This window comes from Flavobacterium sp. CSZ (assembly GCF_015350725.1).
Classification (GTDB): domain Bacteria; phylum Bacteroidota; class Bacteroidia; order Flavobacteriales; family Flavobacteriaceae; genus Flavobacterium.
In genome coordinates this window covers 1-25,288 of sequence record NZ_JADKPQ010000031.1, presented here as the reverse complement: position 1 = coordinate 25,288, position 25,288 = coordinate 1, and the positions used below count along the sequence as shown (strand labels likewise).

Annotated in this window: 28 protein-coding genes; 22 read left to right on the top strand and 6 right to left on the bottom strand. The window is 33.0% G+C overall.

Features of this window, described 5'->3' with window-relative positions; genetic code table 11:
• Positions 1-53: 53 nt before the first annotated feature.
• The 3 genes from IRZ78_RS24555 (at position 54) to IRZ78_RS24545 (ending at position 2,293) form a co-directional block, all read left to right on the top strand.
• Complete coding sequence (locus IRZ78_RS24555) at positions 54-719, top strand: MBL fold metallo-hydrolase (RefSeq protein WP_194619945.1); 666 nt, start codon at positions 54-56, stop codon at positions 717-719.
• A gap of 77 nt (positions 720-796) precedes the next feature.
• Positions 797-1,534 (top strand): hypothetical protein, encoded by a 738-nt coding sequence (locus IRZ78_RS24550; RefSeq protein WP_194619943.1) that lies wholly within the window; start codon positions 797-799, stop codon positions 1,532-1,534.
• A 9-nt stretch (positions 1,535-1,543) separates the two neighbouring features.
• Positions 1,544-2,293, top strand: a complete 750-nt coding sequence (locus IRZ78_RS24545) for a hypothetical protein (protein WP_194619941.1) — start codon at positions 1,544-1,546, stop codon at positions 2,291-2,293.
• A 16-nt stretch (positions 2,294-2,309) separates the two neighbouring features.
• On the opposite strand, the gene IRZ78_RS24540 is transcribed toward IRZ78_RS24545, so the two are convergent.
• The gene (locus tag IRZ78_RS24540; RefSeq protein ID WP_194619990.1) at positions 2,310-2,786 is read right to left on the bottom strand and encodes a TspO/MBR family protein; all 477 of its coding nucleotides are present in this window, start codon (positions 2,784-2,786) and stop codon (positions 2,310-2,312) included.
• Positions 2,787-2,939: 153 nt separating this feature from the next.
• Between IRZ78_RS24540 and IRZ78_RS24535 the strand changes: the two genes are divergently transcribed.
• The 6 genes from IRZ78_RS24535 (at position 2,940) to IRZ78_RS24510 (ending at position 8,125) form a co-directional block, all read left to right on the top strand.
• A complete protein-coding gene (locus tag IRZ78_RS24535) occupies positions 2,940-4,040 on the top strand; it encodes a diphosphomevalonate decarboxylase (RefSeq protein WP_194619939.1) in 1,101 nt (366 codons plus the stop codon).
• Positions 4,041-4,071: 31 nt separating this feature from the next.
• Positions 4,072-4,221 (top strand): hypothetical protein, encoded by a 150-nt coding sequence (locus IRZ78_RS24530; RefSeq protein WP_194619937.1) that lies wholly within the window; start codon positions 4,072-4,074, stop codon positions 4,219-4,221.
• A gap of 2 nt (positions 4,222-4,223) precedes the next feature.
• Positions 4,224-5,162: a mevalonate kinase gene (locus IRZ78_RS24525; RefSeq protein WP_194619935.1), complete on the top strand. Its 939-nt coding sequence runs from the start codon at positions 4,224-4,226 to the stop codon at positions 5,160-5,162.
• Between the two features lie 71 nt (positions 5,163-5,233).
• Positions 5,234-5,698, top strand: a complete 465-nt coding sequence (locus IRZ78_RS24520) for a DUF502 domain-containing protein (protein WP_228520611.1) — start codon at positions 5,234-5,236, stop codon at positions 5,696-5,698.
• Between the two features lie 194 nt (positions 5,699-5,892).
• Positions 5,893-6,849, top strand: a complete 957-nt coding sequence (locus tag IRZ78_RS24515) for a geranylgeranylglycerol-phosphate geranylgeranyltransferase (protein ID WP_194619933.1) — start codon at positions 5,893-5,895, stop codon at positions 6,847-6,849.
• Between the two features lie 367 nt (positions 6,850-7,216).
• The gene (locus IRZ78_RS24510) at positions 7,217-8,125 is read left to right on the top strand and encodes a pseudouridine synthase (protein WP_083695183.1); all 909 of its coding nucleotides are present in this window, start codon (positions 7,217-7,219) and stop codon (positions 8,123-8,125) included.
• A gap of 68 nt (positions 8,126-8,193) precedes the next feature.
• On the opposite strand, the gene IRZ78_RS24505 is transcribed toward IRZ78_RS24510, so the two are convergent.
• Positions 8,194-8,796 carry a DUF937 domain-containing protein gene (locus IRZ78_RS24505; RefSeq protein WP_194619931.1) on the bottom strand — a complete coding sequence of 201 codons (603 nt, stop codon included), beginning with the start codon at positions 8,794-8,796 and terminating at the stop codon, positions 8,194-8,196.
• Positions 8,797-9,070: 274 nt separating this feature from the next.
• Positions 9,071-9,571 carry a DUF456 domain-containing protein gene (locus tag IRZ78_RS24500; protein ID WP_194619929.1) on the bottom strand — a complete coding sequence of 167 codons (501 nt, stop codon included), beginning with the start codon at positions 9,569-9,571 and terminating at the stop codon, positions 9,071-9,073.
• Between the two features lie 49 nt (positions 9,572-9,620).
• Between IRZ78_RS24500 and IRZ78_RS24495 the strand changes: the two genes are divergently transcribed.
• Both IRZ78_RS24495 and IRZ78_RS24490 read left to right on the top strand, forming a co-directional pair.
• The gene (locus tag IRZ78_RS24495; RefSeq protein ID WP_194619927.1) at positions 9,621-10,004 is read left to right on the top strand and encodes a hypothetical protein; all 384 of its coding nucleotides are present in this window, start codon (positions 9,621-9,623) and stop codon (positions 10,002-10,004) included.
• Between the two features lie 47 nt (positions 10,005-10,051).
• Positions 10,052-10,537, top strand: coding sequence for a hypothetical protein (locus tag IRZ78_RS24490; protein ID WP_194619925.1), 486 nt, complete (start codon positions 10,052-10,054; stop codon positions 10,535-10,537).
• A 285-nt stretch (positions 10,538-10,822) separates the two neighbouring features.
• Here the strand turns inward: IRZ78_RS24490 and IRZ78_RS24485 are convergent, their stop codons facing one another.
• Complete coding sequence (locus IRZ78_RS24485) at positions 10,823-11,926, bottom strand: glycosyltransferase (RefSeq protein ID WP_194619923.1); 1,104 nt, start codon at positions 11,924-11,926, stop codon at positions 10,823-10,825.
• Entirely contained in the window at positions 11,923-12,867 is a 945-nt protein-coding gene (locus IRZ78_RS24480) for a lysylphosphatidylglycerol synthase domain-containing protein (RefSeq protein WP_194619988.1), read from the bottom strand. Before IRZ78_RS24480 ends, IRZ78_RS24485 begins: the two co-directional genes overlap by 4 nt.
• A gap of 79 nt (positions 12,868-12,946) precedes the next feature.
• Between IRZ78_RS24480 and IRZ78_RS24475 the strand changes: the two genes are divergently transcribed.
• The 9 genes from IRZ78_RS24475 to IRZ78_RS24435 all read left to right on the top strand — a co-directional run bounded on the left by IRZ78_RS24475 (position 12,947) and on the right by IRZ78_RS24435 (position 19,805).
• Positions 12,947-14,719 carry a WG repeat-containing protein gene (locus IRZ78_RS24475; protein ID WP_194619921.1) on the top strand — a complete coding sequence of 591 codons (1,773 nt, stop codon included), beginning with the start codon at positions 12,947-12,949 and terminating at the stop codon, positions 14,717-14,719.
• Positions 14,720-14,724: 5 nt separating this feature from the next.
• Positions 14,725-15,279 (top strand): crossover junction endodeoxyribonuclease RuvC, encoded by a 555-nt coding sequence (ruvC, locus tag IRZ78_RS24470; protein WP_099710470.1) that lies wholly within the window; start codon positions 14,725-14,727, stop codon positions 15,277-15,279.
• Positions 15,280-15,368: 89 nt separating this feature from the next.
• The gene (gene hemW / locus IRZ78_RS24465) at positions 15,369-16,502 is read left to right on the top strand and encodes a radical SAM family heme chaperone HemW (protein ID WP_194619919.1); all 1,134 of its coding nucleotides are present in this window, start codon (positions 15,369-15,371) and stop codon (positions 16,500-16,502) included.
• 146 nt (positions 16,503-16,648) lie between these two features.
• Positions 16,649-17,002 carry a GxxExxY protein gene (locus tag IRZ78_RS24460; RefSeq protein ID WP_347349849.1) on the top strand — a complete coding sequence of 118 codons (354 nt, stop codon included), beginning with the start codon at positions 16,649-16,651 and terminating at the stop codon, positions 17,000-17,002.
• Positions 17,003-17,053: 51 nt separating this feature from the next.
• Positions 17,054-17,836 carry a cyclase family protein gene (locus IRZ78_RS24455; RefSeq protein WP_194619909.1) on the top strand — a complete coding sequence of 261 codons (783 nt, stop codon included), beginning with the start codon at positions 17,054-17,056 and terminating at the stop codon, positions 17,834-17,836.
• A gap of 52 nt (positions 17,837-17,888) precedes the next feature.
• Positions 17,889-18,287, top strand: coding sequence for a GNAT family N-acetyltransferase (locus IRZ78_RS24450; protein WP_194619907.1), 399 nt, complete (start codon positions 17,889-17,891; stop codon positions 18,285-18,287).
• On the top strand, positions 18,287-18,637 hold the full coding sequence (locus IRZ78_RS24445; RefSeq protein WP_194619905.1) for a DUF4260 domain-containing protein: 351 nt from the start codon (positions 18,287-18,289) through the stop codon (positions 18,635-18,637). The genes IRZ78_RS24450 and IRZ78_RS24445 overlap by 1 nt, the downstream gene beginning before the upstream one ends.
• 6 nt (positions 18,638-18,643) lie before the next feature.
• Complete coding sequence (locus IRZ78_RS24440) at positions 18,644-19,015, top strand: MmcQ/YjbR family DNA-binding protein (protein ID WP_194619903.1); 372 nt, start codon at positions 18,644-18,646, stop codon at positions 19,013-19,015.
• Positions 19,016-19,088: 73 nt separating this feature from the next.
• Positions 19,089-19,805 carry a PH domain-containing protein gene (locus IRZ78_RS24435; RefSeq protein WP_194619901.1) on the top strand — a complete coding sequence of 239 codons (717 nt, stop codon included), beginning with the start codon at positions 19,089-19,091 and terminating at the stop codon, positions 19,803-19,805.
• Between the two features lie 132 nt (positions 19,806-19,937).
• Here the strand turns inward: IRZ78_RS24435 and IRZ78_RS24430 are convergent, their stop codons facing one another.
• Positions 19,938-21,038 carry a DUF4407 domain-containing protein gene (locus IRZ78_RS24430; protein ID WP_194619899.1) on the bottom strand — a complete coding sequence of 367 codons (1,101 nt, stop codon included), beginning with the start codon at positions 21,036-21,038 and terminating at the stop codon, positions 19,938-19,940.
• Positions 21,039-21,274: 236 nt separating this feature from the next.
• Here IRZ78_RS24430 and IRZ78_RS24425 point away from each other — a divergent pair, with 236 nt between their 5' ends.
• Positions 21,275-24,085 (top strand): TonB-dependent receptor, encoded by a 2,811-nt coding sequence (locus tag IRZ78_RS24425; protein WP_194619897.1) that lies wholly within the window; start codon positions 21,275-21,277, stop codon positions 24,083-24,085.
• Between the two features lie 73 nt (positions 24,086-24,158).
• On the top strand, positions 24,159-25,217 hold the full coding sequence (locus tag IRZ78_RS24420) for a phytase (protein ID WP_194619895.1): 1,059 nt from the start codon (positions 24,159-24,161) through the stop codon (positions 25,215-25,217).
• Positions 25,218-25,288 lie beyond the last annotated feature (71 nt).

The window sequence follows — 25,288 nt, the reverse complement described above, 5'->3', positions numbered from 1 at the left end:
CAAGTAGATTGAAGAACTGAATTCAAATCTTTGCAAATATAAAATTTGAAAAGATGAAGAATATAGCCAGGGATGTTTACCAAATTCCTTTATTTCCCCGCAACGGTATTAATTGTTATGTAATTGAAGATGTTCTTATTGATGCCGGAATTGGAAGTTCCGGAAATATCATTTTGAATGCTCTAAAAAATAAGACGATAACGAAACACGTATTAACTCACGCTCACGCGGACCATCAGGGAAGCAGCAAAATTATTTGTGAGACGTTGCATATTCCGCTTTGGTGCAGTGAACCAGAAAAACAAGCCGCAGAAGACGGAAATGTCATTTCTGAATACCCAAATCCGAATCATATTATTTCAAAATTCCAAAAGAAATTCTGGGCAGGAAAAGGACATCCCGTTTCTCATACATTAAAAGAAGGAGACAATATTGCCGGATTTACTGTTATTGAAACTCCGGGGCATTCCAGCGGTCATTTATCTTTTTTCAGGGAATTTGATGGCGTTCTTATTGTTGGGGATGTTATGACCAATATGAATTTATTAACTACAATTGTTGGTTTGCATGAACCGCCAAGTCTGTTTACAAATAATCAGCAAAGAAATAGAGAATCGATTAAAAAACTGGCTTCTTTAAAACCTAAAATACTTTGTTTTGGACATGGTCCTGTTTTAGTAAATAATAATGAATTGGAAAAATTTGTAAGTAAACTATAATTAACAAGAATTTACAGATTCGATAAGTTTTCGTTAAGACAATTCTAATAATTTTACTCTCAGCTAAATACCATTAGATGAAAGTAAAATTACTCACTACAATTTCTTTTTTTACCTGCCAACTTTCCATTTCACAAACAGAAAAACTGCTTTATGGAAAAGTTATTTCCAATAATTATCCGCTTAATAAAGTTGAGGTTATCAATAAAACAGCAAAAAAAAGTACGAGAACAAATGAATTGGGAGAGTTTTCTATTTTAGCAAAAGAGCAGGACAGTTTATTGTTTTTTTCAAAGGATTATTTATTTATAAGATTGAAGATAACTTTGAAAGATCTGGAAAAAAGCTATCTCATTGTTGAGATGACTCTAAAAGCCGAAGAATTGGAGAATGTTGTAGTTTCTAGATCTGTTTTTAATAAAACTGAACTTAAAAAAATCGCCAATGATAGAGAAGAAATAGATAAAATCAAAATTCGCAAGCAATTTGATGATGTTACTACCAAGGTTACTGTGTATGATGGTAAAATTAAAAATGCTATAAATTTTAGTCACCCGATTTTTGACAAACCGAAAAAAAAAATTGAGCCAAGTGACGATCATTTTAAGAAACTTGTCATCGCTTCTTGTCCTCCAGATTTTTTCATCAAAAATTTAAAAATAAACTCCGAAGAAAAAGAAATTTTCTTAAACTTTTGTAATGCCGATCCAAAATCTAAAACACTTTTAGAAAAATCAAATGATTTGGAATTGATAGACTTTCTATATGCTAAAAATGAAGAGTTTAAAAAGTTAAATACAGGAATTAAAAACTAAAGTTCATTCATGAAAGTAAAATTGCTCACTATAATTTCTTTTTTAACCTATCAGCTTTCTATTTCTCAAACAGAAAAGTTAATTCACGGAAAGGTCTTATCTAACAACTTTCCTCTAAAAAAAGTAGAGGTTATCAATAAAACAGCCCAAACCAGTACAACAACCGATTATTTGGGAGAATTTTCAATTTTGGTAAAACCTAAAGATAGCTTGCTTTTCTTTCATAAAGAACACTTTTTTTCAAGATTAAAAATATCCCAGGAAAACATTGATAAAAACAATATTATTGTCAATATGATTCCAAGACCTCAAGAATTAGATGAAGTTATAGTAACCAACATGAAACTTGAGCCGTTTAAAATTTCTCAACAAGATCTGGATAAAATAAAATTCGAAAAAGACGCCGCTTCTTTGCAAAAATATACCGGCGTTTACGACGGAACTATTCCAAATGGGATCGACTTTGCCCGGATGGGAAAAGGGGTTTTCAATCTATTTAAAAATGACAAGAAAGAAGAACTCAAGAAAAAAACTGAAGAAAGTAGCTTTAAGAAACTCGTAGCGGCCTCTATTCCTGCAACTTTTTTTACCAAAGATTTAAAGCTAAGTTCCGAAGAAAAAGATCTTTTTATTGAATTTTGCGATGCAGACCCAAGATCTAAAACTCTTATAGAAAATAATAACATATTGACTACAATGGATTTTTTGTATGCTAAAAATGAAATGTTTAAAAAAGTAAAAGCAGAATCTAAAAATTAAACCTGAAACTAAAATTTTATCTGTTCAACCACCAAATACTAGCATTCAAAATTCCGGCAAAAGCAACCCAAGCCATATAAGGAATCAGTAAATAACCGGCAGTTTTGTTGATTTTGGTAAACTTTAAATACGTTTCGTAAATCATTAACCATAATAGAGCAATTTCAATTAAAGCCAACATCGGATTTTTTAATCCGAAGAAGATATACGACCAAATCGCATTCAATGTCAATTGAATTAAGAAGAAACCTAATGCAACTTTTACTTCCTGGTTTTGTTCCTTTATTTTATCCCAAACCAATCCGGCTGCAACTGCCATTAAAATATAAAGCAATGTCCAAACCGGCATAAAAATCCAATTGGGCGGATTAAAACCTGGTTTTATAATCGTTGGATACCAACTTTCAACGCTTGGTCTGGTTACTATACTTGCAGAATACCCAACCATTAAACAAATTATTAGCGCTATGACGATTTTGGTGATCTTGTTTATTTTCATTCTATTCAATTTTTAGTCAAAAATAGTTAAAAAGAAAGTGTAAACCATATAAGTGATATAAGTTCATTTTAGTTTCGCTTACATTTTCTTATATAACTTATATGGTAAAAATATTTAAAAACTATCTTTGCCAAAATTTTATAATTCATGTTTACAGCAACTGATTTTATTCCTAAAAAATATACTTCGACTATCGAAAACGGAAATTTTGAGTGGAGCGCTCCCAGCAATATTGCATTAGTAAAATATTGGGGAAAAAAAGACAATCAAATCCCGGCAAATCCTTCAATAAGTTTTACACTTAATAATTGTAAAACGATTACCAAATTAGGTTTTAAAAAAAGAGACACTTCGACTTCGCTCAGCGTGACAAATGGCTTTTCTTTCGATTTACTTTTTGAAGGAAAACCAAAAGAAGATTTCAAACCTAAAATTCAGAAGTTTTTAGAACGAATTGAGTTTTACTTGCCTTTTTTGAAAGACTATCATTTTACGATTGATACTCAAAATACATTTCCGCACAGTTCAGGAATTGCTTCTTCGGCATCTGGAATGGCAGCGTTGGCAATGAATTTTATGAGTTTAGAAAAAGCTTTGAATCCTGAAATGACAGACGATCATTTTTACAAAAAAGCATCTTTTTTAGCTCGTTTAGGCTCTGGAAGCGCTTGCAGAAGTGTAAAAGGAAATGTTGTTGCATGGGGAAATCAGGCAAATATTGAAGGAAGCTCAGACTTATACGGAGTGGAATTTCCGTACGCTATCCATGAGAATTTCAAGAACTATCAAGATACTATTTTATTGGTCGATAAAGGCGAAAAACAAGTTTCCAGTACTGTTGGGCACGATTTGATGCACAATCATCCATATGCCGAAAGACGTTTTGCGCAGGCACATGAAAATCTGGATCAGCTAATTGCCATTTTCGAAAGCGGAAATTTAGATGAATTTATTAAAGTGGTCGAAAGTGAAGCTTTGACTTTACATGCCATGATGATGACTTCGATGCCGTATTTTATTTTGATGAAACCAAATACTTTGCAGATCATTAATGCTATCTGGAAATTCAGAAATGAAACACAAATTCCGGTTTGTTTTACGCTTGACGCCGGAGCAAATGTTCATGTACTTTATCCCGAAAACGTTAGCGAGAAAGTATTACAATTTATTAAGGACGAATTAGTTGTATTTTGTCAGAATCGTCAGTACATTTGCGACCAAATTGGAGACGGTGCAATTGCATCATAATTTTCCGTATCTTTAATTAAAATTTTGATTGATGGGCATCAAAGCAGAAAAAATCAAAGTAATGAAATTGATTATGGAATGTAACGATCCTATAATCCTAAGAAAAGTTAGAGAGATTCTTGAGAAGGGATTAAATAAAAAATCTTCTACACCAAATAAAATAAAGAAAGACATAAAATAAACATGAAAGGACCATTATTTTACTCAAAAATATTACTCTTTGGAGAATACGGAATCATCCGCGACTCTAAAGGACTTTCTATTCCTTATAATTTTTATAATGGCGCATTAAAGAAATCCGAAGATCCTTCGGCGGAAGCAATTGCATCAAACGCAAGTTTACAACGTTTTGCAACTTATCTTGAAACTTTACAAACAGAACAACCTGAATTGGTATCTTTTGATTTGGCAAGTTTAAAAAATGATGTCGAAACCGGAATGTATTTTGACTCAAGTATTCCGCAAGGATACGGAGTTGGTAGTAGCGGCGCTCTTGTTGCTGCTATTTACGACAAATATGCTACACACAAAATAACCGTTCTAGAGAATTTAACTCGCGAAAAACTGTTACAACTAAAAAATATTTTTGCTCAAATGGAGAGTTTTTTCCACGGAAAAAGTTCTGGTTTGGATCCTTTAAACAGTTATTTAAGCATTCCGATTTTAATTAATTCGAAAGATAATATCGAAGCAACCGGAATCCCGACTCAAAGTTTTGACGGAAAAGGCGCTGTCTTTTTATTAGATTCAGGAATCGTAGGTGAAACTGCTCCTATGGTGAACATTTTTATGGAAAACCTGAAAGATAAAGGTTTCCGTGCGATGCTTAAAAATCAATTCGTAAAATATACTGATGCCTGCGTAGAAAACTTTTTGCATGGTGACATGAAATCGTTGTTTACCAATACTAAAAAGCTGTCAAAAGTCGTTTTAAACAACTTTAAGCCAATGATTCCGGAACAATTTCACGGAATCTGGCAAAACGGAATCGACACAAATGATTATTACTTAAAACTTTGTGGTTCTGGCGGAGGTGGTTATATTCTTGGATTTACTGAGGATTTAGAGCGCGCTAAAGTATCTTTAAAAGACTATAAATTAGAGGTTGTTTATCAATTCTAATAAACTTCTTTAAAAAAGTACTGGCCTATTGAATTGCTTTCCTGAAATCATCACCCTAAAAGTTATTTAATATGAAGAGTATTTTACAGATTATCAAAGCAACTTTTTTAGGCGGAATTCTGTTTTTAGCACCACTTGTTTTGTTATTGATTATTCTGGAAAAAGGATATCATATCATTCAAAAAATTACGCTTCCGATCGTAAATCATTTCCCGAAAGTAAAAATTCTAGGATTGGCAATTGAAGAAATTGTAGCCATAATAATCATATTTCTTATTTGCATTACAGCCGGTTTAATTGTCCGAACAGCTTATGCGAAGAAATTGATTCAAAGACTTGAAAACGGAATTCTGAGTTCCATTCCGGGTTATTCGTTCATCAAGAAAACGAATGAAAACATTATGGGCTTGGAATCTAATGAAAATTTAAAAGTCGTTCTGGTTCCAACTGATGCAGGAACGCAATTTACCTTTTTGATAGAACAAATAAACGATAACAATTTTGCAGTCTTTGTTTCTGCTGCACCAAACCCTTGAAGTGGCTCTGTTTGTTTTGTAGAAAAAAAAGACATCAAAGAAGTCGACATTTCTCAAAAAGAAGCCTTAGCTTGCATACGGAAATTAGGTTTTGGTTCGAAAGCATTGTTAAAAGACAAACTTTAATGTTTTTTAAACTAAACCTCTAAAATTAAAACAAGCCTTAAATTAAAATCCCAAACTAACTTTAAAAAATGTTAAGCAGACAGCATAAACTTTTAGTAATGAAAATTGTTAGTTTGTTCTCAGTAGTGAGAGGTTACAACATTCCTATTATTGTTTTAGCACAATATTTATCTGCGATTTTTATATTGGCTCCTGAGAAAAGGGCGCTCGACATTTTACTTGATTTTAATTTATTTTTAATTGTTTTTGCTTCTGCGATTACGATTGCTTCAGGATATATTATTAATAATTTTTACGACAGTCAAAAGGATTTAATCAACAGACCCAACAAATCGATGCTGGATCGATTAGTAAGTCAGAAAACGAAATTGTCAGTGTATTTTACGCTTAATTTTATTGCAGCTTTCATGGCTTTGATTGTTTCCTGGCGTGCATTTTTGTTCTTTTCGGCGTATATTTTCCTTATTTGGTTTTACTCTCATAAAATAAAAAAATACCCCATTGTTGGTAATTTGACCGCTGCGTTTTTGGCTGTTTTGCCTTTTTTCGCAATTCTGCTCTATTTCTACAATAAGGTTTCGTTTGAGGAAATTGAGGATCATATGAGTCATTTTATGGTGATTTCGGCACATGCGGTTTTCTTGTTTTTATTATTGCTTGTTCGCGAAATGATAAAAGATCTGGAGAATCTTAAAGGAGATTTGGTAAACAATTACAGAACAATTCCGATCATCTATAACGAAACGGTTTCTAAACAAATTATTACAGTTCTAACATTTTTAACCGTGATTCCGGTGTATATCCTAATCAACATTTATGATGTGGGTTATATGGATATTTACTTTTATGTATGTTTTGCCGTTTTGTTGTTTTTCCTGATTTACTTATGGAAATCGAATTCTAAAGGGCAGTTTCTGCTTTTGCATAATGTATTGAAATTCCTAATTGTTTCAGGCGTTTGCTGTATTGTTTTGATAAACCCAAGTGTTTTATGGCACGGGAAGAACTTGCTTTTACATCCCTAGCTTGGATAATGGCTTATGCTAAAAATGGCACGCAGATGACGCGGATCTAGGCAGATGTGCACAGATTTTTTATTCCCAACTTTGTGTTTTCTCTGTGTAAAATCTTTGTGCATCTCTGTGGTAACCTTTCTCAAAATGTCTGAAAAAAAGCCAATTATCTGAAAATAGCCCCGATTGCAGTGGAAATCTTTTTATATTTTTCCTTTAAAAAAATAAAAGATTGAAACGAAAAGAGGGAGAAGATGCCTGAAAAAAAGCCAATTGTACTGCTCCTGCAGCCCTAAAAAATAATAGCTATTAATCTAAGAACAATGAACTTAGGATTATTTAGCAAGAATAAACTATCTTTGCACAAATTACAGAATTTATGAACAATAAGGAAGGCAATAATAAAAGAGGCGGTTCTAGACCAAATAGCTCTAGGCCAAACTCTAACAAGCCAAAACCTCCTATGGCGAAGCGCGCCCAAGGGCCGAAAAAAGTGAAACCTGCTGTTAAGGCTGCGGAAGAAGAAGCGGCACAAAAACTTAAAAAACAGAATCAGGCTCCAAAAAGACAAAAAGCTGCAGACGAAATTCGTTTGAATAAATACATCTCTAATTCTGGTGTTTGTTCGCGTCGTGATGCTGATATATACATTCAGTCTGGAAACGTTAAAGTAAATGGCGTACCGGTTACTGAAATGGGTTATTTAGTAAAATTGAATGATGTTATTAATTTTGATGGTGTAGTTTTGACTCCTGAAAAGAAAGAATACATCTTGTTGAACAAACCTAAAAACTTTACAACTGCGCTTGACGAAGGTCAGGAATACCGTAACGTTCTGGAACTTGTTCGTGGTTCTACAACGGCAAAAATTGCCCCAATTGGTAGAATGGACAAGAATACAACTGGTTTATTGTTGTTTACTAATGATACTGATATGATTCGTAAATTTACTTTGCCGAGTCAGAAATCATCTAAAATCTATCAGGTTTCTCTAGATAAAAACTTGAAATTTGAGGATTTAGAAAAAATAAGCAAAGGTTTGGTTCTTGACGGACACCGTGTGTTTGTTGAAGAAATAAGTTATATCGAGAAAGAAGCAAAAAGCGAAGTGGGTCTTAAACTGCGTTCATCGAATGTAAAAGTGGTTCGTGCTATTTTCGAAAACTTTGACTATGATGTTTTACGTATAGATCGTGTATCGTTTGCTGGTTTGACCAAAAAGAATTTACCAAGAGGTAACTGGCGCTTTTTGACAGAGCAAGAAATTATCAATTTGAAAAACGTTTAAGAAACGATTCAAAAATTGATTTGAATATAAATCCTGTTTTACTTTTGTAAGATGGGATTTTTTTTATTTTAGAAACTGAAAAAGTTGTGACCGAAAAGGGTGAAAATAGATCTTCCGATGGATTGGTTTTTTTCTTCGACTGATTCGTAACATGAAAAACCTAAGATAATTTTGATTCCGGGAGGAATGCTGTTTAAGATATCTCTTTTTTGATCGTCCAGAAGTAATTTTAGACTGTCTAACAATTGAAGATTGTTTTTAAGATAAGAAGCAACTAATAAGGCTGAAAAGTTTAGGATCTCTCTGGCTGTTTCGCTTTTGATGCCGACTTCGTTGGAGATCATTTCAGAAATTCTTCCTTTTTTATTTGTAAAAATTTCTTTCAGTAAATCGTTTCCTTCCAAGCGATAACAATCATCTACTGATAAAATTCGGCCGGATGTAAAATCGACTTCCTGATAAAATGTCGAATCTTCTTGTATTTGCGAGACCAGTCCTTTGCAAAAATCCGATTCCTCGGCCCTATTGTACAAACCCATTAAAACTGTACCTATCGAAACATCAATTCCCTTTATTAAAAGTGCATCATTTTCAAAATAAAACTTGTTTAACTTTGAAACAACATTAGAAGAAATAAAACGTCTAAGTTCAATTTGTAGGTTTGGAGTCATACTTAAATGGTTTAAAATGTTATTTAAATCTATTCAAAATAACCGATAAAGTGAGGCTTTTTATCGTTTATCAGGATAAAAATATAAAATATTTTAACATTTCCAAAAAATAAGTAAAATACCTGAGCGATCGATTAACAGTTGTTTAACAAAAAAAACTGCTCGCGTCAGTAAACATAACCCTTTCTTTATCAAATCAAAGTAGAATTATTTTTTTGTAAATTTTAACAAAAAAACCAAAAAATAAGAAAAAAGCTAAATAATTGTTACACAATTAAAACAAAAAGTTTCGATATTCCCATGTGACACTCAAAAATATGCCTAGAAAAATAATACAAAACATAAAATTGATAAAACTAGAGGCCAAAAAACCAAGTAAAGATCCCGTTGCAGCCTTTAGCGCTCGTTTGTGATTTTTTGAATCATAAATTATTTCGCCCACAAAAGCCCCCACAAAAGGACCAATAATAACTCCAAAAGGTATAGGTGCCAGAATACCAACAATTAACCCAATATTGGTTCCCCAGATTCCGTACGAACTTCCTCCAAATTTTTTGGTTCCTTTTGCCGGAATCACATAATCGAGAACCGTTATTATTATCGTGATCACAAGGGTAATACCCAGAACCCAATAATTATTCTCTACCGCTTTTGTCATGTACAGCAATAAAAGCCCCACCCAACAACTGGTCAAGCCAGGCAAGACAGGCAGAAAACTACCAAAAATGCCCACGATCATGCATATAAAACCAAGTAACAACAATAGTAAATCCATATATTTTTTTGTAATTTAGCACCTACAAACTCTTTAGTAAATCCAGTCAATGCGCAGACTTTTACAAATCGCATTATTTATTTCCTTGATTATTTCAATCAACGATACTGCTTATGCGCAAGTTAAAAAACTGTCTGTCGACGATCAATTAATTCAGGATAGCATCTATAAAAGTAATAAGAAAAAAGTTCTCAATTTTTCTATGAAAGAATTTGATGCCCTTTTCTTTGAATACTTTAATCGTAAAAATGATGCAAATGTTGTTTTAACCAGAAAAGAATTTTACAATTACACGGTTCAAATCGCTACATTTTCTGATCGCTTGTCTTCTTTATATCCTGACCAAAAAGAAGTTGCAGCGCAAAATAAAGAACAATGGCTTTCAGAAAGCTATGAAGATTATCTGCAATACAAAGCTTCTCAAAAAAAATAATCGTATTTTTATACCATAATCAGTTTATTCAATTCAACATCAAAATCTTGAAGCAGTTTTTCCTTTTTTTAGTTATCTTATCTTTCAATTCTTGTCAATATATTGACAAGCAGGTTCCGTCTGAAAAAGAGTTACTTCAAAAAGAATTAAAATCGATCAATTGGAAAGAAGTCGACGAATATCCATCAGTAGCAAATTGCGAAAAAATCGCTGATAAAAAACAACGCCAACAATGCTTTTTTCAGGTAATGGCACAGCTTATTCAGCAAAAACTAGACATCGATACACTTTCTATACTGTATCCTGAACTCGATACGATTCAGGTAAAAGTAACGGTTTTCCCTAATTCAACAATGAAATTCGAACCGCAATTTCCTAAAGACTCCGTTGCTTACGATACCATCAAAATCGATAGTATTTTGCAAGCGCGTTTGGTCGATTTCCCAAAAATAAATCCTGCCCTAAAACGCGGACTTCCGGTAAAAACCCAATTTATTTTGCCTGTTATTCTTAAAGAAAAAGGGAAAGAGTAATTTTTTTCATCTTTGTGATTTATAGCACGCAGGTTTTACGGATTTAAACAGATCTGCGCAGATTTCTTTTTCTTATTTTATGTCATCGTACTAACAAAATACGGCACGTGTAATTCAACAAAGATTGAACTTAGACGATTTTCAAAATAAAACATTACAAAAAATCCGCCCAAATCCGTGCTTTCGCAAAGCGAATCCGTATCATCCGCGTGCCACTTAGCGTTCATAATAGTATACGTTTTCCATTGGAATTTGGAATTTATCGCAAGCCTTCGGGATTGGAATTTAATTTCTAAATCTTCTCCCCTTCCATTCATAAGTCCCAAATAAACTATACAAAGCGACAGTCGAACTAAAGAAAGGATATAGCAAACTACTTAAAACCAGGCTTTTTATTCTGGTTTTAGTCAAAAACTGATTCGTTTTATAAAGCAGGATAAAATCGATTATAAACTTAGAAAAGGCTAATAAAACAAAAAAAGGACAAGGCCAAATCGCTAAAACACAAAATAAAAATCCAATAACAAAACCCAGATTTCCAAACAAAACAATCAACCCTAAAACCTTTCCGAAATTACTTTGATACGAACTTGTTTTTGCTGCCCAACGCACTCGTTGATAAAATAAAGACTTCCAGTTTTCTGTTGGTTTTGTAATTACAATAGCCTCTTTTGCTTTTAGATAATCAACTTTATCCGGAAATAAATTGGCCGCTTTTTGCAATAAAAAAACATCATCGCCACTGGCAATTTTATTATTTCCGTCAAACCCATTTAGCTTTTCGAACAAAGATTTCGTGTAGGCAAAATTAGCTCCGTTACACATAAAAGCGTTGCCAAGCCCAAAACTTCCTATTGTTGCTCCTTGTAAACTCGTTAAATCTAATTGTTGAAAATGATCCAGAAATGAATTCTCGCATTGATAAGTAACTGCGCCCGCAAGTATCGAGACATCATGTTGCTGAATATAATTATCAAATGTTAGAAGCCAGTTTTTAGGCACCAGGCAATCAGCATCAGTAGTAATCACCCACTTGGTTTTTATGTGTTGCATCGCTGTAGCAATGGCATCTTTTTTAGGAGAATTCGAAACTCTAATATTATCGATTATAAAAACCTGGAATTTGGAATTTAAAATTTGGATTTTTTCGCTAGAATTGTCATCCACTAAAATTACTTCGAATAAATTCTTCGGATAATTTAAGTTTGAAAAGCTTTGCAAAAGGTTTGGCAAATTCTCTTCTTCATCCCTGAACGGAACTATAATTGTAAAACTGGTTCGCGGTTTTAAGTCTTCTTTTTGATAGTTCTTTACTTTGGTAAAACCATAAATAAGTAAGCCTATCGTAATTACATAGATAGATAATATGAAAAATAAAAACCAGATCATTCTACAGCTTTCGTTTTGAAATTCAGCACATAATAAGCACCAATAACTACTGGCAATACGACGTTAAGAAACCACATCAAAGTACTGATAAAAACCACAATCCATTCGTTTACACCTAAAATTCCGAAGAAATATATGGCAACACTTCCTTTTACTGCAAAATCCAGAAACTGAAAAGTGGGTAATGATGAAGCCAAAAAATAAACCACAGTAATTGTAGCAATCAAAGTAAAATAAGGCAAATCGACATCAAAAGCGAGAAACAAAACGTAATATTGATGCGAGAAAACCAAATAACGCAAAATTCCTAAAACAATATTTTTACGATGAATTGGTTTTGGAATTTCATTGATTTTATGCAATAACTTTTCGATCGAATATCCTTTGATTTTTATCTTCTTTAATGAAAACAAAACAATAAAAAGCAATACAAAACCTCCAAATAAAATGGCAACCGTTTGAGTCGTAATCACCTCGTATTTAGCATTAAAATACAATAAGCCAAAAAGCCCAAAAATCACCGTCAAGATCATTTGGATTCCATTGCAAATCAAATTCAGAAAAACTACTTGTTTAGCTTCAGATTTCGGATAAAACAATGCTTTTCCTGCGTACTCTCCCACACCATTTGGCGTAAAAATTCCTGCCGTAAGTGCCGCCAGAACTTGCTTTGTAGCTTCTCCTAATGAGATTTCGTGAATTACTTTGGCCAGATTCTGCCATTTCAAAATCTCGAAATAACGATTCAAAACACTCAAAAGCAATATAAACCCAATCCCTAAAACCGATTGATTTTTGCGAAACAGCTTAATGAACTTTTGCCAATCGAGTTTGTCATTATTTGCTAACTGATTATAAATAAAATAAAATGCACCACCTACAATCAAAAGTTTGATCAGAAGAACTAGGAATTGTTTAGCTTTGTGAGGAATTGAAATCATGCCGTAAAAGTAATCAATTTGAGTACGAATAATATTCGTTTTTCTAAAGATTAAAATCATCGATTATCCATATCAAAATATGATAAAACTATTCATTAAAATATTCCTAGTATCCTTCCTATTCTATTCATGTAATAAAGTTGACTCTAAAAACCAACCTAGAACATATATTAGAATCATGGGAGAAAATTCTTGGGGATTTAATGATGAAAAAGGAAATTCTATTATCCCTTTAGGAAAATATAATTTTTTAAATCCTATTGATGAGAAAGGAATGATATTAGCTGAATTAGGCAATAAACATGGTTATATTGATATTAATCAAAAAATTATAGTTCCTTTCGAATATGATGACATTGATCTATTTAATCATGAATTGGCTTCAGTCAAAAAAAATGGTAAGTATGGTTTCGTAAATAGAAAAGGAAAAATAGTAATCCCTATTCAATTTGATAATAATAGCGATTTTACAAACTCTGGATTAGCACTTGTAGAAAAAAATAATAAGTTTGGATTTATAAATCAAACAGGAAAAGAGATAATTTCAATCAATTATCAAAATGTCAATGAAGCTACATTTGACAGTTTAATTACATTGAACAAAAAAGGGAAATGGGCATTTTTCGATTATAAGGGAAAACAAAAAACAGATTTTATATATGATGAAATTTTTGTAACGGACATTAGTTTAAAAGGAGAAAATGGAAGTACTTTTTGGAGAAACGGATTGATTTTGGTTAGAAAAAATCGTCAAACCGCATATTTAGATAAAAATTTAAAAGAAGTAATTCCTTTTGGAAAATATGATTCCGGAGAAAGATTCAATCAAAATAGAATTGCAATTGTTTCTAAAAATCACAAATATGGAATTATAAATGAATTTGGAAAAGAAATAGTCAAACCGGAATATGATACATTAGAACATCCCGAAGAAGATTACCATGAATCTGAAATCTTCGAAGGAAAAAATAAAAATTATATTACTTTACTGGATAAAAGCGGAAATAAAATCTATGACAAAATAAAAGATTACCGCTTTGATTTTAGTCGTCTGCGCAAAAAAAATTATAGAGTTTATATCATTCAGAATTTTAAAAAACAATATGGCGTAGTTGATGCTCAAGGACAAATAATTATTCCTTTCATGTATGATGTAATTCAAGATTTTAACGGAACAGCAAATACAGTAGTCGAACTCAAAGGAAAATCTGGTATTATTAGTTCATTTAACCAAATTTTATATCCAATAGACAATGATGCAATAATGACTGGGAAAGATCTCGATTATTATATCATAAGCAAAAACAACAAAGCCGGAATTATTAGTAAAAATTTAAAAACAATTTTAAATTTCGATTATCAGGATTTATCTCCTTGTTTTTATGACAATAAAAACTTTTTCATAGCTAAACAAAATAATAAATATGGCGTTATAAATAGATTAGGAAGAATAGTTATTCCTTTTGAATATAGTAAAATGTCAAATTGGGTCGAATATGGTCCAGGTTCTAATTATCATTTTGTTAGCAAAAACAATAAGAATGGTTTGATTACCAAAGAAGGAAAAACTGTGATTCCGGTTATTTATGATAGTTTGTTTTACATCGATAATAACAAAATTATTCTTTCTAAAAATGGCGAATATGGCGTCGTAAACATTAATAATAAAAGTATAATACCTCTTGAGTATGAAAAAATATATACAGATTTAGCCTTTGCTGCAAAAAAGGAAGTAGATGAATTTTATGTTTTAAAAAATGGAAAGTATTTCATTATAAATAATAAAAAGAAAATAATTAAAGAGAATATCTCTAAGGAAGAAGTTGAAAAGAAATTCTCTTATTTAAATTAAAAAACTTGACAAAAGAACGCATCATATTAGGTATTGACCCCGGAACCACCATTATGGGTTTTGGATTGATAAAAGTCATCAATAAAAAAATGGAATTTTTGCAATTGAACGAATTGCAATTGTCTAAATATGACAATCATTACCAAAAACTAAAAATCATTTTTGAGCGTACCATTGAACTAATCGAAACGCACAATCCTGACGAGATTGCGATTGAAGCACCTTTCTTTGGTAAAAACGTGCAATCGATGTTAAAGTTGGGTCGTGCCCAAGGTGTTGCAATGGCAGCAGGACTTTCGAGAGATATTCCGATTACTGAGTACGAACCTAAAAAGATAAAAATGGCGATTACCGGAAACGGAAATGCCAGCAAGGAACAAGTCGCCAAAATGCTGCAACAACTTTTAGGCCTAAAAGAATTACCTAAAAACCTAGATTCAACCGATGGGTTGGCGGCTGCAGTTTGTCATTTCTTTAACTCGGGAAAAATCGTTGCCGGAAAAAGTTATACGGGTTGGGATGCTTTTGTAAAACAAAACGAAGATAAAATTAGAAAATGAATCAATGTGCCAATTTGATAATTAGAAAATTTTACAGACACGAAAAGAATTATCTAATTTTCTAATTACCCCTATTATCTAATTAAAAAATGTCAGGAATATATATTCATATACCATTCTGCAAGCAAGCTTGCCATTATTGCGACTTTCATTTTTCGACTTCTATGAAAAAGAAAGACGATATGGTTTTGGCTTTAGCCAAAGAAATTGCCATGCGCAAAAATGAGTTTTCAACTGAAATGGTAGAAACCATTTATTTTGGTGGTGGAACACCTTCTGTTTTGACAAATGACGAAATAAAATTTTTAATTTCAGAAGTTTATAAAAATTATAGTGTTGTCGAAAATCCCGAAATTACACTCGAAGCCAATCCGGATGATTTATCGACCGAACGAATTCTGGAATTATCTAAAAGCCCCATAAACCGCTTAAGCATAGGGATTCAGTCTTTTTATGAAGAAGATTTAAAAATGATGAATCGTGCGCATAATTCGGAGGAAGCCATAAATTGTTTAACAGAAGCAACAAAATATTTTGATAATATCTCACTCGATTTAATTTACGGGATTCCGGGACTAACAGATGAAATGTGGAGGAAAAATATCGAAACGGCATTATCTTTTGGTATTCCGCATATATCGAGTTATGCTTTGACGGTTGAACCTAAAACGGCTTTAAGAAAACTAATCGATACCGGGAAAATCGCTGAACCAGAAGACGAAGTAGCTTCAAACCATTTTATGATTTTGGTTGAAACGCTTCAAAAAAATGGCTTTATTCATTACGAATTATCCAATTTTGGGAAGGAGAATTATTTTTCTAAAAACAATTCAGCCTATTGGTTGGGAAAAAAATATATCGGAATTGGGCCTTCGGCACATAGCTATAATGGCGAAAAAAGAGGCTGGAATGTAGCGAATAATTCGCTTTACTTAAAGTCGATTCAAAATGATGAACTTCCAATCGAAACTGAAACCCTAACCATTTCTGATCGTTATAACGAATATATTATGACAGGATTACGAACCATTTGGGGCGTTTCGTTAGAAAGAATTGAAACTGAATTTGGCGTAGAATATCTTGATTATCTAACAAATCAAAGTCAGAAATTCTTGGATGATGATTTGCTTTTCATCGAAAATAACATTATAAAACCAACCGCAAAAGGAAAATTTTTAACGGATGGAATTGCTTCAGATTTATTTTATCTAAATTTAGAATGAGAGCTTAACCGCAAGGTTCGCTAAGATTTACGCAAAGAACGCTATTTATTTTTTTATAAGAATAAATTTGCGTAAATATTTTAAATACCACATTTGAGTTTTTAAATTTAAAATTAATACTCATGTGAGAAAATGAATTATCAAGAATTGTATTTAACTGTGCTTTAAAAGTTCATCAAACTTTGGGACCTGGACTTTTGGAAAGCACTTATGAGGAATGTCTTTTTTACGAATTAAAAAAGTTAGGCTTAGAAATTGAAAAACAAAAACCTTTACCTTTAATTTACGAAGAAGTAAAACTAGATATTGGTTATCGACTAGACATTATAGTTGAAAATAAATTAATTTTGGAAATAAAATCTGTTGATGTTTTAAATGAAGTTCATTTTGCTCAATTATTAACCTATTTAAAATTAACAAATTGTAAATTAGGCTTATTAATAATTTTCAATGTAGCTTTAATAAAAAACGGCATTAGAAGAATTGTAAACAATCTTTAAAAAACTTTGCGCCCTTTGCGTAAACCTTAGCGAACCTTGGGGTTAAATAATATGTTAGCAAAAATCAACAACTTCGAAATAGACCTATCAAAACCCATTGATATTTCGATTCCGTTAACGAATACAGATGAAAATCCGATTGCATGGTACATAGAAAAACCGGTAATTGAACCGGTCGTTTTTGGAGATTGGATTGGGAAAGTTTCTGAGGGAAAATCATCGACGAATTTCAATAATATCTTTTTCAATCCGCATGGGCACGGAACGCATACGGAATGCTTAGGACATATAACGAATGATTTTTACAGTATCAATCAATCTTTGAAGCAGTTTTTCTTTTTTGCAAAACTGATTACGGTTGAGCCAGAAAAAGTTGGTGATGATTGGATGATTACAAAAGAACTAGTTGAAAAAGCAATGCGCACTTCGACTTCGCTCAGTGTGACAACTGAAGCTCTTATTATCAGAACACTTCCAAATCACAAAGACAAAAAGTCCCGAAAATACTCCAATACAAATCCGCCTTATTTGTCTGAAGAAGCCGCGATTTTCATCCGCGAAAGCGAAATTCAACATTTGCTAATCGATTTGCCAAGTGTTGACAAAGAGCATGACGAAGGAAAATTATTAGCCCATAAAGCATTTTGGAATGTAAAAGACACTTTAAACCTAAATCCAGATGCACGTTTGAATGCAACAATTACCGAAATGATTTATGTTCCGGACGAAATTGAAGATGGAGACTATATACTAAATTTACAAATCGCTTCGTTTGAAAATGATGCAAGTCCGAGTAAACCGATATTATACAAAATTGTAGATTTTAGATTTTAGATTCTACTTCTGCAAAAAATCTAAATTCTGAAATCTAAAATCTAAAATTAAAATGATCACCGTATCTACAGACAAAACCAAACTTGAAGTTCCGTTTATACAAAATTTCCTCAAGGATATTTATTGGGCTGCGGGAAGAACTATCGAAGAAGTTCAGACTACAATTGATGCTTCGGTTTGTTTTGGAATTTACCTGAACGATAAACAGATTGGCTTTGCCAGAGTGATTACAGATTATGTCGTTTTTGGCTATGTAATGGATGTGTTTATCACCGAGGAACATCGCGGAAAAGGATATTCGTCTATTTTAATCGAAAATATGATGAACGAACACATTCTTAAGAACATTCAAATTTGGAGATTGGCTACAACTGATGCGCACTTTTTATATCGTAAATTTGGTTTTACTCAATTGGAACATCCCGAAAAATTAATGGAGAAAAAAGTATAATGAAAACAATAATCAAACTCGAAGAAGCGGCTTTATTTATTCTGGGAATCTTTTTATTCAACCGCTTAAATTTTGATTGGTGGTGGTTTTTGGTTTTAATTTTAGCGCCGGATTTGTCTATGCTGGGCTATCTTTTTGGGAATAAAAGCGGTGCATTTTTTTATAATGTATTTCATCATAAAGGGATTGCACTTTTAACTTATGCTTTAGGATGTTATTTAAGTATTCAAACGATTCAATTAGCCGGAATTATTTTATTTTCACATTCTGCAATGGATCGAATTTTTGGTTACGGTTTAAAATACGAGAAAGGTTTTAAATACACACATTTAGGTGAAATTGGTAAATAAAATAAGATGAATCTAGAAACATTTTACGAATATTGTCTTTCGAAAAAAGGAGTTAGCGAACATTTTCCTTTTGATGAAGATACTTTGGTTTTTAAGGTGGGCGGAAAAATGTTTACCTTATCTTCCTTATCACAATGGGAAAAAAATGAACCTTCAGTCAATTTAAAATGCGATCCGGAACGTGCCCAGGAACTGAGAGCCGAATATGATGAGATAAAACCGGGATTCCATATGAGCAAAGTGCATTGGAATACGATTGCCTTAAACGGAAATTTATCGAATACCTTGGTCAAAGAATTAATCGATCATTCGTATGAATTGGTTTTCAAAAGTTTGACAAAGAAAATTCAGAATGAAATTATTGAATTAGAAAATTAGGCATTACATTTGCAATGTCAGTCAAAAAACTTAGCAACTCAGTTACCTGGTAACTCAGCAACTTTATTAAACCATGAAAGAACAATTTAAAAAATTTCTGAACGAAGAACAAGATCCAAAAGCGATTGAAAAAGTCACTTCAAAACTCAATGATTTATTGATGAAAGGTGAAGAAATTGGATATATTGCCGTTCAAAAAAAACCGGCAATTACTGTTTTTCCTGATAGTATTGTATTAACAAACAAACGAATCATTATTTGTCAACCTAAAAATTTAGGCCTTTCAATGGATTTTACAGATTATACCTGGGATAATGTTGCGGGTGCTTTTGTAAAAGAAAATATTTTAGGTTCTGAATTCTCATTTAATACCAATACTGATTTTTCTATTTCGATTGATTACATTCCGAAAATTCAGGCCAGAAAAATATATACTTACGCAAAAGAGCAATTGGATTTAATAAAAAATCCTATTATTGCCGAAACTCCAATTGCAGAAACAGCACAAGTTGTTGAAGAAGAAGACGATATTGAAGATGAAGTGGAAGAAGTTGAAACGGAAGAAGTAACCAATTATGCTGAAATTATGCCGGCTGCTACTCCATCTTATACAGAAACTTATGAGCCAATTCAGCCAGCACAACCTGCAACAGGAGATCGTAAATTAAGTGATTTATCTAAAGAAGAACTTTTTGATAAATTACAGAATTATAAAAAATTGCTTGATAATGGTTTAATCATGCAAGGTGAATATGATGCTTACAAAAAAGAAATATTGAGCTATATGTAATAATCTAACCGCAAAGAGGGCGCAAGGATTTTACGCAAGGTTCGCAAAGAAAAAAACCATCAGTTTTATAGCTGATGGTTTTTCTTTATATAAACTTGCGAACTTTGCGCATTCCTTTGCGATTAAGCCTTTTTACAAAGTTGCTTTCTGCTTTTCAACAAAACTATTCGATTGCAGTTCTAATAACTCCGTTGCATTTTTACGCTGCAGATCGTATAGATTTTTATCTTCGGCGATATCAGCATAAACTTTATCATGCATTTCGGCACTGGTTTTTACTAATAAATCACGTTGGTATTTGTTTTGTGCCAAAGTTGCTTTCATCGCAGTTTCGGCTTCTTCTTGTTTAAAATCGAATTCGCCTTTTGGAGCTAAAAGTTTCGCAATAATTGGAGACGTTTCGATCGCCAGAAACAACAACATAATAAAGAATGACGGCAACCACGGCAATTTATCCAATGCGTTTATACGCGCCATTAAACCATCAAAACCTTCAATGATGGGTTGAGTTTGCGATACTTTTTTATCTAAATCGGCTTGTAATTGTTTGCCTGCTTTTTCTTTCTCGGCAATTTTAGCTTCATTAGTCGCTTTTAGAGTTTCAAATTCTTTTAATGCGGCATCGTGTTTTTCTCGCTTTTCTTTATAAACAGGACCTTTTCCGAGTTTTTTAGTTCCGGTAGTCCCTTCAGCTTCTGTGATATAAGTAGAATAAAGTGCATTTACTTCTTTTTCTTTGTTCACAATATCTGTTTTTAAAGCCGCAATTTCAGCTTTATTTTTATCTAAATCTGATTTGAAATAATTACCCACTTGTTTTTTATTGGCCAATTCCATTTCATTTTTTTCCTTCAATAAAACGGTATTGATTTCTTTTTCGAAAATTTTAATCTCCAAAGGTTTCGAAATTACGATAGCAATAATAACGGCCAACATAATTCGGGGAGTCGCTTGCAGAAATTCATCAAAAAAACGATCTCTTTTTTTAATCGTCGAAACAATAAATCGGTCCAGATTAAAAATAAGTAAACTCCAGACAAATCCAAAAGCGACAGCCGGATAAATAGAGTCAAAAACAGTAAAAAGCGCATAAGCACTGGCCAAAAAAGCCATAACGGCAGTAAAGAAAACCGTGGCGCCAATACCAACATATTTGGTTTGTTCGCCTTCTGAGCAACCTTCGAGCAGGTCACGATCAGCTCCTGAACACAGGATAAAAAATTGTTTAAGCATGATTGATGATTTTTGATTATGATTGATAGGGCAAATTTAGCGCCAAAAATTTAATTCTGTGTTAAATAGTTGATTTGTTTTCTGTTGCGCTCATAAAAATTTCATTTTTATTAAATGTTATTTTAACATTAATCTATTTCTAATGTTAGGAGGGAATCATAACACTACCTTAATTTTTTCCAACGTCTTTAATAACATTAAGGTTCTAGTTTCGCAACAAAACAAACTAAAACACAATGAAAAAAATTTATTTAGTAGTAACATTCATGCTATTGGCCTTTTCGGGTTATGCCCAAAAAGCCATAATCTCAGGAAAAGTATTAGATGTTGATGACAAACTTCCTTTACCAGGAGCAATGATTCAAATTGTAGGCGAAAACAAATACACAGTTTCAGATTATAATGGTCGTTTTGAATTATTGAACATTAATGTAGGAACATACAAAGTAGAAGTAAAATATATAGGATATACCGCCATTACACAGGAAATTACTGTAGAACAAGGCAAAAATAACGTAATTGATTTTGCACTTAAAACTTCGGGAACTGAATTGAACGAAGTGGTTGTTGGAGACATTTTAAAAGGTCAGGCCAAAGCGTTGAACCAACAAAAAAACAGTAAAAATATCGGAAACATTATTTCATCTGACCAAATGGGGCGTTTCCCTGATGCCAATGTTGGAGACGCTTTAAAACGTGTTCCGGGTATCACCATGCAAAACGATCAGGGTGAAGCACGTAACATTATTATTAGAGGTTTAGCTCCGTCATTGAACTCGGTAACTTTAAATGGTGACAGAATCCCGTCTGCAGAAGGAGATAACAGAAACGTTCAAATGGATTTAATTCCGTCTGATATGATTTCGACTATCGAAGTTAACAAAACCCTGACTTCAGATATGGATGCTGATGCTATTGGAGGTTCTGTAAATTTAGTAACAAGAGCAACTCCAAATGGTGAAAGAATCTCGGCAACTCTTGCGGGTGGCTATATGCCAATTCGCGAACACGCTACTTATACAGCAGGATTGGTTTATGGAAATCGTTTTTTAGATAATAAGTTGGGAGCTGTTTTTAGCGGATCTTACAATAACGTAAACTACGGATCTGATAATATCGAAAACGAATGGGTAAAAGATAAATTCGGGAATGAGTACCTGCAAGCTTCAGAAATTAGAAAATATGATGTACAACGTATTCGTCGCAGCGGATCTGTAGCTTTAGATTATAAGTTTGATGAAAACAATACCATTTTTGCCAATGCCATTTATAACTGGAGAGACGACAGAGAAAACCGTTTTAGAACGACTTATGACGATATTGAACCTATTTATAACGGCGAACAAATTACAGGTTTTGAAGGTCGTGTAAAACGCCAGATAAAAGGTGGAGTTGACAATGATCGTAATAAAAACAGAAGATTAGAAGATCAGCGTGTGCAGAATTATTCGATTCGCGGAGAACATTTAATCAACTCTAAATTAGATTTAGACTGGTCAGCAAACTATGCAAAAGCAAGAGAATATCGTCCGCAGGAGCGTTATATCGAATACCGTCAAAAAGGTCTTGAAATGACAGAAGATTTATCTGATATCCGATTTCCTTTGATGACAACAGTTGGAGAATCTACAGATAAATTCAAATTTGACTCCGTTACAGAAAACACAGATGAAACGAGCGAAAGCGAATTTGGAGCAAAGGTTAATATTCGTTTTCCTTTTACCATTATTCCATCTGAAAAAGGACGATTAAGAACCGGATTAAGACTTCGATTAAAAGAAAAGGAAAGAAATAATATGTTCTATTCTTACGAGCCAATCAACGACGGAATGGAATTATTATCTGAAGTACCTACTAATTATTATGATGGAAAAAACTTTAATCCGGGTAGTAAATATGTTCCGGGAATTTTCGCCTCTGCAAGCTTTTTAGGAAGTTTAGATTTAAACAATTCAACATTATTTGATAAAACATCAGATCCTGCAGAATATTTAGCAGTAAATTATAATGCCAAAGAAAGTATTTATGCTGCTTACGTAAGATGGGATCAGGATTTTAATGATAAACTATCAATGGTTTTAGGTTTCAGGGTTGAAAACACTCATATAGATTACACCGGAAACCGCGTTTTGGATGAAGAAGAATTAGAAAGCCAAATCAACACAAAAAACTCTTATACCAATTTATTGCCAAGTATCTCTTTACAATATAATGCTACCAAAGATTTAGTTTTAAGAGCTGCTGTTACAACGGCTTTGGCAAGACCAAACTATTATGCATTGGCTCCTTATGTAAACAATATTGCTGCCGATAAAGAAATTACAGCAGGAAATCCTGATCTTGAGGCAACTTACTCTTACAACTATGATTTCATGGCCGAGAATTATTTTAAATCTGTTGGTTTAATTTCAGGAGGAGTTTTCTATAAAAAATTAGATAATTTTATCTACAATTATAGCGATAATCAGTATGATGCTGCAAAATTTGCTGCTGATTTCCCTAATCAGACTAATCCAATTCCAGCGGGAGAAAACTGGTCGTTCCTGCAATCAAGAAACGGAGATACGGTTGATGTTTATGGTTTCGAAGTGGCTTTTCAACGTCAGTTAGATTTTCTTCCTGGTAAATTCCTGAAAGGATTTGGTATTTATTTGAACTATACCTACACAAAATCTAAAGCAAAAGGAATTGCCGATGAAGACGGAAACGAAAGAAACAACATCAGTCTTCCGGGTACAACGCCACATATGTTCAACGGATCATTGTCTTGGGAAAATAAACGTTTTTCTGCCAGAGTTTCGACAAATTTCACTTCAGATTATTTAGATGAATTAGGTTCAGAATCTTATAAAGACAGTTACTACGACAAACAATTTTTCTTAGATGCCAATGCTTCTTACAAGATTACTCCTAAACTTCGTCTTTTTGCCGAAGCCAACAATTTAACTAACCAGCCTTTACGTTACTACCAAGGAGTTGAGGCGCATACCAAACAAGCAGAGTACTATCAGGCCAGATATAATTTTGGTTTGAAACTTGACTTGTAATAATCAATTTATAAAATGCTTAAATTAGACAGAACTTAGCGGTTCTGTCTAGTTTTATTAAATGAAATCCATAATGAAAAATAAATCTATAATAGCTTTTTTACTTTTAAGTACTTTATTCATCGCTTGTAAAGATGACAAACTTGCTCCCGTTGCTGCAAATGCAGTAAAACCTACAGTGGTTACCGAAGCTTTACCTCACGATACAGACGATCCTTCGATCTGGATTCATCCAACAGATGCTTCTAAAAGTATTATCGTAGGAACAGATAAAGATACCGACGGCGGTTTGTATGCCTTTGATTTAAAAGGGAAAATCGTTGCAAAATCAGAAGTTTTAAAACGCCCGAATAATGTTGACATCGCTTACGGTTTAATTATTGACGGAAAAAAAGTAGATGTTGCCATAACCACAGAACGTGAATCGAACAAAATAAGAGTTTTTAGTTTACCGGATCTAAAAGCAATTGATAATGGCGGAATTGCTGTTTTTGAAGGTGAAGAATTACGCGATCCAATGGGAATTGCCTTGTATACCCGAAAAAGCGATGGTAAAATCTTTGCTATTATAGGCCGAAAATCAGGACCGTCAGGAAGTTATTTATGGCAATACGAACTTTCCGGAAACGGGAAATTTGCTACAGCAAAAGTGGTTAGAAAGTTTGGAGCTTATAGCGGAAAAAAAGAAATCGAAGCCATTGCCGTTGATAACGAATTAGGAACTGTTTTGTATTGCGACGAACAATTCGGAATTAGAAAATACAAAGCTGATCCTGCTTTAAATGACAATAAAGAGATAGCCCTTTTTGGAAAAACAGGTTTCAAAGCAGATAACGAAGGAATCGCTATTTATAAAAAAACAGATTCTACCGGATATATTTTAGTATCCAACCAGCAAGCGAATACTTTTATGGTGTATCCAAGAGAAGGCGCAAAAGGAAACCCGAACGATTATCCTCTATTGGCAGAAATTCCAACATCGACTATTGAATGTGATGGTGCCGATGTTACCAGCGTAAATTTAGGAGGAAACTTCAAAAACGGTCTTTTCGTAGCCATGAGCAACGGAATGACGTTTCACTATTACGCCTGGGATTTGATCCAGAAACGTATCGACGAAGCTAAGAAATAAGTTTTCAGTCGCAGTCTTCAGTTTCTTAACTGTGACTGAAGACTGAGAGTGAGAGTGAGAGTGAGAGTGAG